We start from the raw sequence: 15,161 nt of genomic DNA, 5'->3' as shown, positions 1-15,161 counted from the left end.
GGTAAAATGGATATCACCTATTCCGAATAGGAATAAATTAAGAAAAAAGACGCTGAACGAAGCGGGTAAAAATTCTGGCGCGAGCTGATGTCATGCGGCCTCCGGGATAGACAGCCCACAAATCCATCTTACCCAACGACCATGAATCCAGTGCCGTAACGACCTGCCCGCTCTCAAGCTCTGGTGCAAACATCCATTCAGACGCCACAATCAACCCTACACCGGACAGCACCGCGGCACGCACACCTTCCGCCGCAGACACACGAATACGCCCATTGGGGAATACCGTAGTCTGTGTTCCATCCTGAGAAAAGGTCCAGCGATCGGTTCTCTCTCCCTGCAAATAGATGACAGCAGGATAGGCAGTCAGTGCGTCAGGAGAAGCGGGAATACCATAACGCGCGAAATAGTCAGGGGTTGCCAACAGACGCATGGAACACGACGCCAGCCGGTGGGCGATCAGGCTTGAATCCTTCATCTCGCCCAAACGCAGTGCCACATCAATCCCTTCAGCAATCAGGTCGATCGGACGATCGTCAAGAATGACATCAACGTTTAGCTGTGGATGCTCTGCCATGAATTCATGGAGCCGCGGTATTATGAGTTGTCTGGCGAAAGTAACGGGTGCACCGATGCGTAGCCGGCCGGACAGCGCAGCGCTCCCACTCACGACATGATCTTGAGCATCCCCCAGCATTTTTAATGCGGGGGAGATTTGCTCATAAAAATTCTGCCCGGCTTCTGTTGGCGTCAGGCCTCGGGTAGAGCGGATCAGCAGTGGCGTTGCCAGTTGGTTTTCAAGCTGCATAATCGCTTTGGAAACCGCAGGCTGCCCAATACCGAGTCTGCGGGACGCGGCGGAAAACGACCCCGTTTCAAAAACGCAGATAAATGCTTCCAACGCGCTCAGGCGATCCATTTTTTCTCTTCCGCAAAAGGAGTTACATCGCATCATACCGCAATCCAGCATGAGTCATGCGGATTCACATCGTGCCTCTCCTTTTCTTGCACTCAGCAGAGGTGACCACATTCGCTTTACCGCTGACTGCATCAAGTATTACTCTGATGGCATAACTTGTCATGACAGGGCTGGCAAACTTTTGCCGCCTTTTTCAAAATCTTACGAGGCGATGTATGAAACTTTTCATTTACGAACACTGCCCATTCTGTGTCAGAGCCAGAATGATTTTTGGTCTGAAAAATCTGCCTGTTGAGCAATCCGTCATTATGGAAGGCGACGCCGACACACCAACGCGCATGGTAGGCCGCAAAGTCGTGCCTATCCTGCAGAAAGAAGATGGCAGCTTCATGCCGGAAAGCATGGATATCGTCCACTATGTTGACAGCAAGCAAGCCCCGTTAATCGCCGACAAACCGGTTGATGCTGAGATTGAAGCCTGGTGTAAGTCCGTTTCCAGCGCGGTGTTTAACCTTGCGATTCCCCGCTTCACGAAAGCCGATTTCAAAGAACTTTCCACGCCAGAAGCACGTCATGCCTACATTCAGCGTGAAGAAAAAGCCTTTGGCGATCTGGATGCACTGATAGCGAAAACGCCGGAATTGATTGCGGAAGTAGAGCAGAAACTCGAAGCGCTGGAGCCGCGTTTGGCAAACATCAACGCTATTTCCACCACCGATTTTATTCTGTTCCCTATTTTACTGTCGCTCACGATCGTGAAAGGCGTGCAGTTTGGCCCTAACGTCCACGCCTACCTCGAGCGCGTATCAACAGCTAGCAAGGTCGCATTGTTGACCGACAAAGCGCTATAGAAATAACATGATCGCCATAGCGTTATGGGGCACCATTTCACCCCATAACGCGTGGCTGATTTCAGCACATGGCTATGTAAAATAATGGCTAGACATGGAGCAGAGAGGTATGACTCGCTGATGTGATACCGCCCTCCTTTGCCTGACATAGCGTATTAACTTCAGCATTAATCAGAGCAAACGCATCATGGCTGGCATAATCTGCCTGAATCCATCTTGCTCGCTGTAAATAGCCGGGATCCTCCAATATCTCAATAACGGATTGCTTAATCTGCTGTTCACTTGGCGTACTGGTTTGCAGGTTAATCCCACATCTGGCAAACACCACGCGCGCAGCGCCCTCCTGTTTATCTTCCCCTACCCCAGCCACAATGAGTGGAACGCCATCTTTCAGCGCAGCATTAATCGAACCATATCCACCATTGGTTATTAATATCGACGCCGTCGGCAGCCAATCGTCATAAGAGAGGAAACTCACCACCCTGGCATTTTCAGGCAAGGATGCTTGCAGGGAATCGACTGAACGTCCTCCCGTGGTCGCCAGCACCCTGACGGGTAAGTCAGCTAGTGCGCGTAACGTTGGCCCAATGAGTTGTTGGAGATCGACATTCGCCAGTGTGCCTTGTGAAACGATAATAAGCGGCCGACTGTCGTCCGGCGCCCACCACTCAGGAACACACTCAGTTGCAACATGGTGAGATAATGGTCCAACAAATCGCACACTTTGTGGTAAATCGTCACGCTGATACTCAAGCTCAGTAGTGGATAGCTGTAAGAAACGATCGCAATGGCCAATCAACGCATCCATAAAAGGCCGCTCAAGCGGCTTTCCTCCCGCCTGCACCATCGCGTGATTAAATGCGTGCTGAACCTCGTTCATGAATCCCCGAGTTTCCTCATCGACAAGCTGCTCATGGCTTAGATCGGGCAGCAGCAATTTAGGGGGTATGCGGGGCCCATAGAAAACAGAATCTGTTGTTGAGTAGGACAACGGTGTAACGCCTATCACGATGACAGGAGGCCGCCTCTTAGAGAGCAACAACGGCAAGGCACCATAAAAACAGTTTTCAACCATGAGCAGGTCGGCATTGGTTTTTGTCAGCGCTTCACGCAATTGGCGATCCAGCAATGGAATCGGCGCAGCAAAGAAATTTTTCAGCGCCAGAGCCATCTGCGCGTTACCTGGTGGCAGCGTGGCTCGCAGAGGGAAATGCTGCTCAAGGTGCCTGTAGTCAAAATCAATATCATCGCTAAAAGGAATAAACCCTACCCCAGCGGCCTCCGCCTGCTCACGGAATAACGCACCGCTAAACAGCGTGACATCGTTCCCCTGCGCAACCAAATAGCGAGCGATGCTCAGCAACGGATAAACGTGCCCCGGCGTTGCCATCGCCGCCATGAGAATATGTGCCATGATGCTTTCCCTTATGCTGCGTTATCAATACAGGTATTCACGCAAATCGGGGTGCCCTGAATGTGCACACGTTGCAGGTGACGAGCCGAATGAGCCGTAAACGCTTCGCGTCCATGCAATAGCGAGAAGTTGTCGGCTATCACAACATCGCCCTGTATCCATTGGTGCGCATAATAATAACGGGGATCGTACAGATACTGCCGTAACGTCTGGCTAAATGTGTTTTGCGCTTCCGGCATAACATGATGATATTCCAGCGCATGCTGGTTAAGGAAACGCTCCCCTTCGGTCGGCGGTTCGTTATAACGCATGATCTCACCAACGCCGTTAGGATGAGGAATGACCAATGGTGAAGTCACTTCACCACCGTAATGCACAACGGCCTTAATGCGATAAGTGATTGAAACACGACGCCACTCCTCGACTAACGGCGCATCGGCCTCAGCCAGCAAGCGTGTGGTATCAACGAAGGTGGTGCGTCCACCTTGATCCTGCCCCGGCGCAGAAACGCAATGGAACAGTTGAAATTCGGGGATCGTTGGCTTGTACATTCCATCCCAGTGTAGCGGCACATAGCTGTTATCGAAGATGTGATCCTTGGTGTCCGCATGCTCTTTTACATCCAGCACTGCCCCGAAAGGCCACATCATGATTTCCCCCCAGTGACCGGCATACTCAGTCAACGTTTCGGGATCGGAAAAACCAGAAGAAAACCCACGTAGCACCAGAAGGTGATACTCGCGAGCAAGTTCACGCAGTGAGTCGATCGGCAGTGTGGCGATGCTCTGCCCCGCTTCAACAGGGGTCAATAGCGCGCCAAAAGGAGAAAGCAGCTCGATGCTGCAATTCACTCTATTTTCCATCATGTATATTCCTTTATAAGATGACAATATCGATGTTTTCAGCAGATCATAAGGTGAGAAAAGAGCACGCTTATGCCACGTCCGACTGTTTAACTAAGTAGTGGCTAGGCGTACCACGGATTTCCACAACTTCACCGGCCAACTGCTGCGCATCTGTATTCTTCATAAGCACAAACTGCCCATTAACATTGGCAGCGACACCATGCCAAGGCGTTAACCAGTCATCTTTGGTGGGCATCATATGAATACCCAGTTTCAGGCTGTCCGCAGGTTGAGGGTGAATAGACAAACGGATAGCGTCTGGGAAATTTTCAGCAAGCAGATTGCCCCACGCCCAGCTACGTTGAATAACGCCACATGCGCGTTTTTTAGCATCCTTCTGTAAGGCTGCATTAGAGCCGGTATAGTCAGGCCGCAGGCTATCTTCATAGAGGAAGCGAGTTATTGAACGATAAAGCTGTAAACCTTCTTCGCTCTGCATAAGCTGCTCCTTGATCTCCTCTGCCGATTCGGCGTAATCCTCAACCAGCCGTTGGCGAAGATGGTCATAGTCAGCGGTGAGTGCCGCCATATTCTCTACATCCTTAAGATTAAAGACGCTGAGATGAACCGCGCCCAGTTCATGCAATAAGTTTTCGATCTCATCCTGATAGGTGTTAATGGTTTCGTCGCTGGTCCCAATCAGATCGCCAAATACATGTCCATCCGAGCAAATACGGATATGTGCGCCGGGTGGATAATAAAGCTGAATACGCTGACATAACGAATTCAGAAATATCAGGGACAACCGCTCTGCCATGTCTGGCATTCTCCCCAGCACCTTATAAGGGCTGGGAGATTTAACGGGAAACGCTGGTAGAATAAGTTCAACCCGACGACCTTCGTCAACAAAAGCACGAATTCTGGGTAATTGAACCTGAGTTACCTGAGACTCTTCTTCACTCACTGATTTCGTCGAGTGGGTGAATCGACGCCGGTATTGAATTAACTCACTTAATATTAGTGATGAAACTAATTCATTATTAATTATATCCAAAATAACCTCATTGATTTACATTAATTTAAAAATGGAATTAACCACATAGCTATGGCGCAGAAACAATAGAATAAAAATCCTTCATGTGTACAAAGAAAATACTGAATAACATATTCAGTATTTTTATTTACAATGCTAATAATTAATTTAGATCATAAATTTAATATAGGAAAATAGAGAACGTTTTATGTATCAAAAATGAGGAGGGGAATTATGCGGCAGGCACTATTAGCAACAACGGCAATGCTATGAATAAGGGGGGATAATTATAATGGACATTGGACTACACAAAACAAGCTAATCACCCAATCGCTGGCGATTGAAGCGTTGCTTGACAGGAAAGAGATTCGGGTAGAAAGAAGGGAGTATTTATCGTAATACGCTGACACTTGATTAGTTAACAAGCAGTGATGAATAACAGATTGCGTTAATTATTTTTCTTCAACTTTATAATGCCTTGAATCTGACCATGAAATAATTTTATACTTTCCTGCATAGAGTCCTTTTTCTTTATAATTCGCCATAACCTCTGACGGACACCAACCGTAACCAAATAGGAACAAAGCATCTACTTTAACCAAATCCCTAATGAGATCTAATTTATCGCTCTCACTCTCTACGCTTTTCACCATAAAATCGTCAGACTGTAAAAACCAAGGTTTTTCATCTTCGTGACTACGTCATCTCTTCTCATTATAATTATTCCAGTTCGGTGATGCCGTCCGTTTCCCCATCCGCGCTCCGCGCCGTGATACGCGTTATCCGACCTGCTGCATTATGTTCATAATGAAGAGCGCTGCCATCCGGTGCCGTGCGCTGCACCAGACGGTCTGCCACATCGTAGTGATAGCGGTATACCCGGCCGTCGTAATGCCTCTCCTCACTCAGCCGTCCGCTGTGGTCAAAGCCGTACGTCCAGTCCCTGACTGTTCGTCACCCCGGCGAACTCCGCTTCCGCATTGTAGTGGTAGCGAACGGTTGCGCCCAACGGGTCGGTCGCCCCCAACAGATTATCGAATGCCCCATAGCGGAACTGGTAGCGCTGACCCAGCGCATCCGTCACTGCCGTCAGGTTACCTTCCACATCATAACCAAACCGAGTCTCGCTGCCGTCTTCTTGATAATAAGCTACCAAAACAGAGCGTGACTACACCGTGGGATACGCGTCGCACAACGGCAAGCCCAACCCGCCGTCTGCCATCAACCTTAAAGGCCGCTGGCTCGAAGAGTGTGGCTTTATCACCGGGATGCCGGTAACCGTCACGGTGGAGCGCGGCAGGATTATTATTGAGACGCAGATTAATTTATAGCGACTGACCAGACTATAAAATAAAATAGCCGGAAGGATCGTGGCGATCGCTTCCGGCTTTTATTTAATATATCAAATAACATATGAATATATTTATCAGCATATTATTTCATAAAGAGTATCCGGTGGCTCTTGATATATTTCAAAATCACCACCAATAACTTCATGTATTTCCGATGGTTTTATCGTCTTGATTATTTCTATCTGACTACTATCAGTAATAGCCACGAGCATCTTCTCAGGGTTAACTATTGATAAAATATCGCTTAGTACATCTAACAGTATGTTTAACCTATCTTTCGGATTACTAGGGAAACCAATAGTTGATGAGTCAGGATCATATTCACAATAGTCAATTAGATATGTAGCATTACGATAATCAGGCCTATCTCCAATCAAAAACGCAAAGATATCGCCTTCAGGAATCATTTCAAGAGGAATGTTATAAAGCTCCTCCTTGCTAATTCTAAATACTCCTATATCAAGATTAGATATATAATTAGTTAGTTTTTTGTAATCATCCCCAATAGGAGATGGATATATATACCCAAACACATCGTTTGACATACCACCTCCTATTATTTATCTAGAATCCATGGGCCTACAGCCTTACCGTTTTTATCAAGTTCACGATAATGTTTTTTATCCACATATCCTCTATCATTATAAGTAATTCTATGTTCATGAGGTGGAACCTTACCATTCGCATCATATCCTAAAAGGTCATGTGTACGCTGCTGCCCATAATCTTCGCGAGAAAATGTTCTTCCCTTATCATCGTAGTAAGTAATACTCCTTGAGCCATCAGCTCGGGAAACCTCATAAATAGAATTAGGGGTTGATGTTTTAGGAGCTTTTCCTGAAGAGACTACGGTATGTTCAGTTTCAAAACACCCAGCCTCAGTCAACCCCAGCGGATCAACCCATTCCAACGGATTATGCACATAACCCTGCGGCCTTATCCCCCCACCCAGCCCTATCGGGTCCGGTGACAGATACTGTCCGCTCTCCGCATCATAGTAACGATGCCGGTTGTAGTAAAGCCCCGTTTCCGCATCGTACAGCTGTCCCTGATAGCGCAGCTCACAGTACACCTCCTCGTTTGCCGCATCCCCCAGGTAGCGCCGCAGCGGGATGGGTCGCCGCTCTTCACGATGCGCACCCCACAAACCCTGTTCGCCGCGCCAGCGGATTTCCCCTTCCTCGCTGCACAGCTCTCTCGCGGTCCCTGTCAGGTCAGTGACGATGTAGTGCAGTTGTGTGCTGTCGCCCTGCGCTTCCACCTGTGCCAGTGGTCGGAAGCTTCCCGGCTCGTATACCCACTGCACTTCCCGCGCCGCGGAGCCGTCTGCCCGGTACTGCTGCTGACCAATCAGCTGGTCACCATCCCACCGGTACGCCACCCGCGCTACCGCCTGCGCCGACGGCACCTGCCCCTCGCGCACCTTGTTGACTCTGCGACCAAACGCATCGTAACGGTAGCGCCACCGTGCGCCGTCCGGCAGACTCACCCGTACCAGCCGGTCCTGTACGTCCCAGTCGAAGTACGTTTCCTTCGGCCTGAACCCCGGACGCGTTTCACGTTTCATCGCCAGACGCCCGCAGTCATCATACCGGTACTGCGTATGGCCCCGCTCGATTACCCGGCCTGCCGCATCGTACCGTGCCGACGACTGCACCACCGCATCCTGCACCTTCAGCGTCTCACCCAGACCCGGCGCTATCTGCGACACCTCGCACAGGTTCTGTTCGCTGTCGTAGCCAAATAGCCGTGCCTGACGCCGACGTCCCTCATCACGGCGCTCCGCCGTCACCTGACCCGCCCCGTTCAGCCGGAAGGCCTGCTCACCCCAGTGGCTGTCGGTGATACCCGTCAAACGGTCCAGTGCATCGTACTGATAACGACGCTCCAGCACGTCATTCACCCGCCCGTCCGCCCCTTCCAGCGCCTGACGCTGCAGCAGCCCCGTCGGGCTCCACTCGTGACGTAATGCAAACCCGCTGCCGTTACTGCGTCGCTGCTCTTCACCCGCTGCGGTATGGCTGAACTGCAACGGCTGGTGTGAACCGATACCCAGCGACGACAGCCGCCCCGACTGCCATGCCAGCTGCAGTGGCGCCAGAATGCCGTCGACAATGGCACGCTGACCGCCCGCGTCGTAACCGCTCTGCACCGCCTCGCCGTTGACCGTCTCCGACGTCACCTGACCCGCCCGGTTATAGGCGTATTCCACCACCGCATCCGGGCTGACGGCTTTGGTCAGCCTACCGGCAACATCATATGCCAGCTCGGTGATGCCGTCCGTTTCCCCGTCCGCTCTCCGCGCCGTGATACGCGTTATCCGCCCTGACGCATCATGTTCATAATGAAGAGCACTACCATCCGGTGCCATTCGCTGCACCAGACGGTCTGCTACATCGTAGTGATAGCGATATATCCGGCCGTCGTAATGCCGCTCCTCACTCAGCCGTCCGCTGTGGTCAAAGCCGTACGTCCAGTCCCGTCCCTGACTGTTCGTCACCCCGGCGAACTCCGCTTCCGCATTGTAGTGGTAGCGAACGGTTGCGCCCAACGGGTCGGTCGCCCCCAACAGATTATCGAATGCCCCATAGCGGAACTGGTAGCGCTGACCCAGCGCATCCGTCACTGCCGTCAGGTTACCTTCCACATCATAACCAAACCGAGTCTCGCTGCCGTCTTCTTGATAATAAGCTACCAAAACAGAGCGTGACTACACCGTGGGATACGCCCCGCATAATGGTAAATCCAACCCGCCTTCGGCCATCAGCCTCAAAGGCCTCTGGCTGAAAGAGTCGGGCTTTATTACCGGCATGCCGGTCACCGTGACGGTAGAACGCGGCAGGATTATTATTGAGACGCAGATTAATTTATAGCGGCTGACCAAAGACTAAAAATTAAAAGCCGGAAGGATCATATGATCGCTTCCGGCTTAATTTAAATAAAACAACTTAATAACTAGATATATTTATCAATAGCACTCTTTATCTTAACCAAGAAGCTTTTTTTATCCAGAACTTCACAATCAAAAACAAAATCCACCTGATTAAATACATCATCAAGCTCACTATTATTAATCGCTAGATCCAAGGATTGAATCACCTTACCTTTAGCCTCAAAGGAATAGGATTGAAACCATGGAACAAGAATTAATTCTATTATATTCTCTTGTTGAATATCATCATTAACATTACTATTTTTTATTAATTCATAATCTTCATCAGTAACAACATTGTCATCAAGGGATGACAGTAAACCGACTAGAGCTGCATATTTTAAATTAATATTACTCATTATCTCCCCCATTGAGGAAAAGCAGTTATTGGTTGCCCGTTAGGATTTAATATCACTTTTGAGGTAGTTGAAGTCCCATATGCCAGGCTACCTTTTTTATATCCTTCACCAATAATTTTTCCATGGTCTACTTCTGCCTTGAGCACGGAACCTCCTGACTGCCTATAGATCGTCTGAGCTCTCTGAATCGCATTTAATTGATCTCTGTGGCTATTAAAGCGAGTGGCCGCTGGCGGTATACGTTGTTGAACTCCCGTGGTCGGATTAGTACCATCGGTTGCTCGCCCAAGCTGTGAATCTAAAGATGTTTGAGCCCCGTGCCTTTCCAGGAAATGTCCATTAGGCGTTGCATTTTCTATTTCTTGTAATCGACGATGAGCATTGGCTTCAGCAAGCTCATCAATCCTTGCCTGCCTTTCTGCCCTCGACATTTTCTTCGGATCAGTCTTACATCCAGATTCAGCTAATCCTAGCGGATCTACCCAAGTGAGAGGATTATGTACATAAGCCTGAGGCCGGATACCACCAAGTAACCCTATCGGGTCATAGGGACGATCCTGACACGGTCGTACTTTTTAGCGCACTTAACCTATTGATGCAACGGCCTTTTCAGACAGCGTTTTCGGCCTGTTTAACATCACCGCAACCCCAACACCCCGACGCGCACTTTTAGCCCCAGACACGCTACCGCCACGCTGTGACTTCCCTGTCTGCATAAGCCACATCATAGCAGCGGCGCCAGCCGCTGCCATTAGTCGTTTCGCCTTTTGGGGGTTTACCACCTCAACCCGCCCGGCTTCCGCAACTCGCTTGGGGAAGCCGGGCGGGTTCTGCGGGGGCGGGCGGCAAAGAGTCCGCAAGCGTCGCCCTGCGACGCTCTGGTGCACCGTGCAGGAGGGAACCGCAGGTTTGCATGACAACGCCACTCCGGGGCGGGTAGCGGAAGCTGGCGAGCGGGGAAGGAGCGAGGAGCTTGCGACTGCGACCCCGCGCAGCCAGACGCAGCCGGGCGGGCATGAAGCCGTTAAGCGGAGGCCGAAGGCCGACAACCCCTTTTCTGTTGACGTTTGCTGAGGATTGACGCCGCAGCCTGCGCCGCCAGGGAGGGCGGCCACACTGTGGGAGCCGAAGAACGGGCGCGATATTCGCAGCAGAGCGAGCCTGCGAGCTGTGCGCCACACCTTACCCAAGAACCGAACCCCGGCGGCCAGCCGCACACCGTGGCCGAAGTAGCCGCAACGCGCCCATTAGCTGCCCGGCGCCGACATAATGTGGCATTACGCGCGGGTTGCGTTCAGCAACTTGCGCGTAATGCCACATTATGTTGAATGACGTTCGGCCAGCAACGTTACATACAGAGAACGCCATTGGCTGGCGCTGGCCGAGCGACATTTACCGCCGGAGCGCCTTGGCCGCATAAGGCAAGCGGTGCGCCACGGAGGGCGCAGCGTTTGCCCTGCACCGTCCTGCGGCCTTGAAGGGAGTGAGCTACTTTTTCGGGCTGTCCGGCTGCGGCGTGGTGTCCGGTTTGCGTTTCTTCCTGCGTCGCGTTTTCGGTTTCTGCTCTGCCGGATGGGTTTTCTCATGTACCTGTTTCAGATGCCCGATAGCAACCCGCGTGTAGACCTGCGTGGTTTCCAGCTTTTCATGACCTAAGATAGCTTGTATGTGTCGTGTGTCTGCGCCGTTCTCTAACATCTGCGTTGCCATCGAGTGTCGGAACACATGACACGCCCCCGCCTTTTTCAGGTGCGCCTGTTCGCGGATAGCGCTTCCCGCCAGTATCGTCAGCGTTGACCGGGCCAGCCGTTTGCCCCATATCGTCACGAACAGATAGCCGCTGTCGTGCTTCGTCGTCAGCCGTGGCCGCACCGCATCCAGATAGCGTTGTACCCAGACCAGCGCCCGCAGCCCCACTGGCACCACTCGGTCTTTGTTCCCCTTGCCCTGCCGCACCACCAGAACCCCGCGCCCCACGTCCACATCGGCCAGCATCAGCCCGGCCAGCTCTGAACGTCTTAGCCCCGTGCTCCACAGCATTTCCAACACGGCGCGGTTACGCAGTCCGGTTAACGTCTCGGTGTCCTGTGCGTCCATCACCGCTTCTGTTTCTTCCTCGCTCAGTATCTGCGCCGGAAGTCGTTTCTCCGCTTTCGGCAGCGTCATCTGCTCCGCCGGATTGTACAGGATATGATGGCGGTGCAGCAGCCAGCGGAACAACATCCGGATAGCCGTCAGGCGGTTAAGTTGCCCGCCTTGTGCCAGCGGTTTGCCGTCGGCTTTGCGGTAGCCGTGCAGATGCCGCTGATACGCTTCCAGCACTGCCAGACTTACCTGTGCTGCCTGCGTGAGTCCACGTTCTTCGCACCACGTCACGAACGGCCGCAACCGTTCACCGTACCCTTCCACCGTGCGCGGGCTGTGATTCGTCGCGCTCAGGTGAGCAAGGTAAGCCGTGGTGTACTGGCGCAGCGTCTGTGACAGGCCGCTAAGGTAAAGGGCTTCCGGGCTGGGTGGTTTGGGTCGGGTCATGGCGGCGCGTCCTGCGAAGTGAGAAGAAGGGAACTACGATGTGATGCGCTTAGCTGGCTTTGCCGGAACCGTGCTTTTACCGTAAACCCGACTTGCGACAGATGAACCCTTATCGGCTGCGGCTTGGCGCGGTTTTGCTGACCCAGACTTGGCCCCGACTTGGGGCAGACTTGACCCCGACTTGCCATTACCAGACCCAGACGTGCGCAAGTCGTACCCGTCTTTTTCACTGACTTCCGGCTCGATTAACCCGCACAGGTGCGCCCCTTCCGGCACTGTGCCATCCCACAGCAGTTCGTACTGCAACAAGTGTCCCCGGCTCCCGCCATGAACCAGCAGGTATTCCATTTCAGCCAGTCGCAGGCAGTGCAGCTTAAGCTGACTGTCACTCCACTGTGTCGCGTTGCGGATATCCCGCCGGGTAAAGCGCACCTCACCCGGTTTTTTGTTCTGCGCATGCGCTAACTGGTTCACCATCCCCTGTATCAGCAGCAACAGCTTGCGCGTCTGCGGCGGCATCTCGTCCAGCGTCCGGCCAAGGATTTCGTGGGCTAACCGATTGGCCAGCACGATATCCGACCGTTCCACCTCGATGTATTTGATGACCGTGCCACGGTGCTCTACCGTCTTCACTTCCCGCTGGTACTGATGCAGCAGCGCGACAGACTGGATTAACGTCAGGTACTTCATATGGTCACGGCGGGTGCGGGTTTTATCGCTCAGGAACGTCAGTTGTGAGGCGAACGGGTTCACCACTTTTAACGGTTTCAGTAACCGCTGGGCGTTCTGGTGCAACTCCGTCAGATACCCTTTCTCGTTCTCCATCAGCAACCCTTCCAGCGTTTGCTTGTGGCGCTGCAAGGCGTGTATCGCTTCCGTCTGTTCGCGGGATTCGTTCACGCTGAGAACCAGACAACGGTTTAACAGCTCTTCATCCACATCGATGGCTGTCGTTGTTAACATCAACATCACCGGGCCTTTCACCGTGTACTGTTTGGTAACAAGGTTTCCCGTCGCATCATCCTTGCCCGTTGATGCTATCGTCAGTTCTCCGTCACTCTGCAACAGCTTCAGCGCATAGGCGGCTTGCCTGACGCCTTCTTCTTCCGCTATCGCCAGTATCTTGTGCTGTAAGTTCGTTTCGCCCAGATAGAACAGGCTCTGTCCCGTCATGGCCGAGTATTGCAGCCGCTCTTCCGGTGGGATGAGGTTCAGTACCGCATCCATCAGCGAGGATTTTCCCGCCGCCGAACTGCTCTGGATTAACACCGCTAACGGTCTGTCCAGCTTGCGCGATACTGCCGCCAGATACCCCGCCACTAAGTTGGTCGATTCCCCCACCACGCCACAGGCGGCAAGATCATCCGTCAGCCTGCCGATAAGGTTCGGGTCTTGCAGCAACGCCAGCGCGTCGGCTTTCGCGGCATCGTCCAGTTCTGGTGCGGTGTCACTGGCGGTTTCCGGCTGGCTCAGATGACTTTCCAGTGCCAGCAGCACCCGTCCCAGAGTGCGTTTAAGGTCACTTTCCGCTAACCCTAACTCACTCGCGGCCAGCCGCGCATACCCTGCACGCGAACGCGCACTCATCATGTCCACGCTGTCCGCGAACACCACGCCGCTTTCCGTATCCAGTACCTGCGCGTTCACCTTCATCGCGCCGCTGCCCGCTTTCACCGATGCCATGCCCCGGATGCGCCACTGCTGGCCGGACAGCGCTATCTCAAGCTCACCGTTTGGCAGGGCGTCAACCACAACCCCGGCAGCTAAAGAGGCGGCAGGTTGAGACGGTTTTTCAGGCTGTGGCACGGATTCAGGTTCAACGCTGACCGCTTCCCCCATTGGCAACGCGCCGTCAACCAGTAACCCGAACGCTGCTTCTGGTTCGGCCACACTGCATAAGTAGCCGTTCGCATCCATGCCAGACGGGAACACCACGCGGAACGGGGTGATGCCCTCAGCGGCTAAGGACTCAGCCAGTGTTACCGCCGCCGTATTGCCTGCCTCATCGTTATCGAACGCGATAAGCACCTGTTTTACCCCGTGGCGGATAAAGGCTTGTCGCATCTCATCGGTAAAGCCATTTACCCCATACGCCGCCGTCACATTACGATACCCCGCCACCCAGAACGACATCGCATCGATAAGCGATTCGCATAAGATGACCGACTTACTCGCAACCAGTGCCTGTTCGTTCCACACCCCGCCGTGTGGCCCCGGCAGGTACAGGTGTTTTGGCGTCCCGGCACGCAACTTGTCGCACAGTTTGCGCCCGTACAGCTCCCGCACCTGACCGTGACTATCGATAACAGGAACAACCAGTGAACCCGCCAGATGTTCATGGCCGCTGTCACGCATCACCCCGATGGCCTGCAACTGCGCCCGGATGGCCGCACCGTCTTTCAGCTTCTTTGATGGCAGACGATAGCCCAGCGTCCGGTTGGCGAACCCCAAGCGGAACTGCGCCACTAACTCAGGATGATTGAGGCGGCGTTTTTCCAGATAGGCGATGGCGTCCGGCGCATTGAGTAAGGTGTGATGATAGAACTCGGTAACACGATGCAGTAACGCCTGCTGCTCTTGTTCATTCGCGATATCCGCCACAGGGGGCAACGGCTCAGCGGCGGGCACACTCCCCAACTCACGCCGCAGTTTATCGACCGCATGCGGCAGGCTTAAGCCCTCCGTCTTTATTACCCAGTCAATGACCGAGCCGCCCGCGTCACAGCCGAAGCAGTGATAGAGATTCTTGTCCGGCGAGATAACCATAGACGGGGTTTTCTCCTGATGGAACGGACACAGCGCCACCCAGTCCTTGCCACGCTTCACCACCTTGCGACCTTGACCACGCACCACCTCAACCAGTGACACGGCGGCTTTGAGATGCTGCAACTCAGATTCGGGGATGCGTGCCATAAACGGATTTC

Annotated in this window: 15 protein-coding genes and 1 pseudogene; 3 read left to right on the top strand and 13 right to left on the bottom strand. The window is 52.8% G+C overall.

Going from position 1 to position 15,161, the window contains the following annotated elements; all coding sequences use genetic code 11:
• Positions 1-37: 37 nt before the first annotated feature.
• Positions 38-919, bottom strand: coding sequence for a LysR family transcriptional regulator (locus DUT67_RS05235; protein WP_113632983.1), 882 nt, complete (start codon positions 917-919; stop codon positions 38-40).
• A 215-nt stretch (positions 920-1,134) separates the two neighbouring features.
• Here DUT67_RS05235 and grxB point away from each other — a divergent pair, with 215 nt between their 5' ends.
• A complete protein-coding gene (gene grxB, locus DUT67_RS05230; RefSeq protein WP_113632982.1) occupies positions 1,135-1,770 on the top strand; it encodes a glutaredoxin 2 in 636 nt (211 codons plus the stop codon).
• A gap of 88 nt (positions 1,771-1,858) precedes the next feature.
• On the opposite strand, the gene DUT67_RS05225 is transcribed toward grxB, so the two are convergent.
• From DUT67_RS05225 to DUT67_RS05200, 6 genes are all read right to left on the bottom strand, one after another.
• Positions 1,859-3,184 (bottom strand): glycosyltransferase, encoded by a 1,326-nt coding sequence (locus tag DUT67_RS05225; protein WP_113632981.1) that lies wholly within the window; start codon positions 3,182-3,184, stop codon positions 1,859-1,861.
• A gap of 11 nt (positions 3,185-3,195) precedes the next feature.
• A complete protein-coding gene (locus DUT67_RS05220) occupies positions 3,196-4,050 on the bottom strand; it encodes a TauD/TfdA family dioxygenase (protein WP_189339551.1) in 855 nt (284 codons plus the stop codon).
• A gap of 67 nt (positions 4,051-4,117) precedes the next feature.
• Positions 4,118-5,083, bottom strand: coding sequence for an L-tyrosine isonitrile synthase (pvcA, locus tag DUT67_RS05215; protein ID WP_113632980.1), 966 nt, complete (start codon positions 5,081-5,083; stop codon positions 4,118-4,120).
• 431 nt (positions 5,084-5,514) lie between these two features.
• Positions 5,515-5,715 carry a hypothetical protein gene (locus tag DUT67_RS05210; protein ID WP_223254652.1) on the bottom strand — a complete coding sequence of 67 codons (201 nt, stop codon included), beginning with the start codon at positions 5,713-5,715 and terminating at the stop codon, positions 5,515-5,517.
• 67 nt (positions 5,716-5,782) lie between these two features.
• Complete coding sequence (locus DUT67_RS05205; RefSeq protein ID WP_368350134.1) at positions 5,783-5,971, bottom strand: hypothetical protein; 189 nt, start codon at positions 5,969-5,971, stop codon at positions 5,783-5,785.
• 13 nt (positions 5,972-5,984) lie between these two features.
• Positions 5,985-6,218: a hypothetical protein gene (locus tag DUT67_RS05200; RefSeq protein WP_368350114.1), complete on the bottom strand. Its 234-nt coding sequence runs from the start codon at positions 6,216-6,218 to the stop codon at positions 5,985-5,987.
• Positions 6,219-6,237: 19 nt separating this feature from the next.
• Between DUT67_RS05200 and DUT67_RS05195 the strand changes: the two genes are divergently transcribed.
• A complete protein-coding gene (locus DUT67_RS05195) occupies positions 6,238-6,393 on the top strand; it encodes a SymE family type I addiction module toxin (protein WP_113632979.1) in 156 nt (51 codons plus the stop codon).
• A 95-nt stretch (positions 6,394-6,488) separates the two neighbouring features.
• Here the strand turns inward: DUT67_RS05195 and DUT67_RS05190 are convergent, their stop codons facing one another.
• Together DUT67_RS05190 and DUT67_RS05185 are read right to left on the bottom strand one after the other, a co-directional pair.
• On the bottom strand, positions 6,489-6,959 hold the full coding sequence (locus DUT67_RS05190) for a hypothetical protein (RefSeq protein WP_113625534.1): 471 nt from the start codon (positions 6,957-6,959) through the stop codon (positions 6,489-6,491).
• Positions 6,960-7,294: 335 nt separating this feature from the next.
• Positions 7,295-9,094, bottom strand: a pseudogene (locus tag DUT67_RS05185) (RHS repeat-associated core domain-containing protein); the annotation flags it as partial.
• Positions 9,095-9,131: 37 nt separating this feature from the next.
• Here DUT67_RS05185 and DUT67_RS05180 point away from each other — a divergent pair.
• Positions 9,132-9,287, top strand: a complete 156-nt coding sequence (locus DUT67_RS05180; protein ID WP_113633055.1) for a SymE family type I addiction module toxin — start codon at positions 9,132-9,134, stop codon at positions 9,285-9,287.
• 82 nt (positions 9,288-9,369) lie between these two features.
• On the opposite strand, the gene DUT67_RS05175 is transcribed toward DUT67_RS05180, so the two are convergent.
• From DUT67_RS05175 to DUT67_RS05160, 4 genes are all read right to left on the bottom strand, one after another.
• The gene (locus DUT67_RS05175) at positions 9,370-9,705 is read right to left on the bottom strand and encodes a hypothetical protein (RefSeq protein ID WP_113633056.1); all 336 of its coding nucleotides are present in this window, start codon (positions 9,703-9,705) and stop codon (positions 9,370-9,372) included.
• Positions 9,705-10,136, bottom strand: a complete 432-nt coding sequence (locus DUT67_RS05170) for a hypothetical protein (protein ID WP_113633057.1) — start codon at positions 10,134-10,136, stop codon at positions 9,705-9,707. Before DUT67_RS05170 ends, DUT67_RS05175 begins: the two co-directional genes overlap by 1 nt.
• 1,057 nt (positions 10,137-11,193) lie before the next feature.
• Positions 11,194-12,237 carry a site-specific tyrosine recombinase XerC gene (xerC, locus tag DUT67_RS05165; protein ID WP_113633059.1) on the bottom strand — a complete coding sequence of 348 codons (1,044 nt, stop codon included), beginning with the start codon at positions 12,235-12,237 and terminating at the stop codon, positions 11,194-11,196.
• 33 nt (positions 12,238-12,270) lie between these two features.
• Positions 12,271-15,150, bottom strand: a complete 2,880-nt coding sequence (locus DUT67_RS05160) for a CHC2 zinc finger domain-containing protein (RefSeq protein WP_113633060.1) — start codon at positions 15,148-15,150, stop codon at positions 12,271-12,273.
• Between the last annotated feature and the right edge of the window lie 11 nt (positions 15,151-15,161).

The organism is Pectobacterium peruviense (genome assembly GCF_003312355.2).
Taxonomy (GTDB): domain Bacteria; phylum Pseudomonadota; class Gammaproteobacteria; order Enterobacterales; family Enterobacteriaceae; genus Pectobacterium; species Pectobacterium peruviense.
This window is presented reverse-complemented; position numbering and strand designations above follow the sequence as displayed.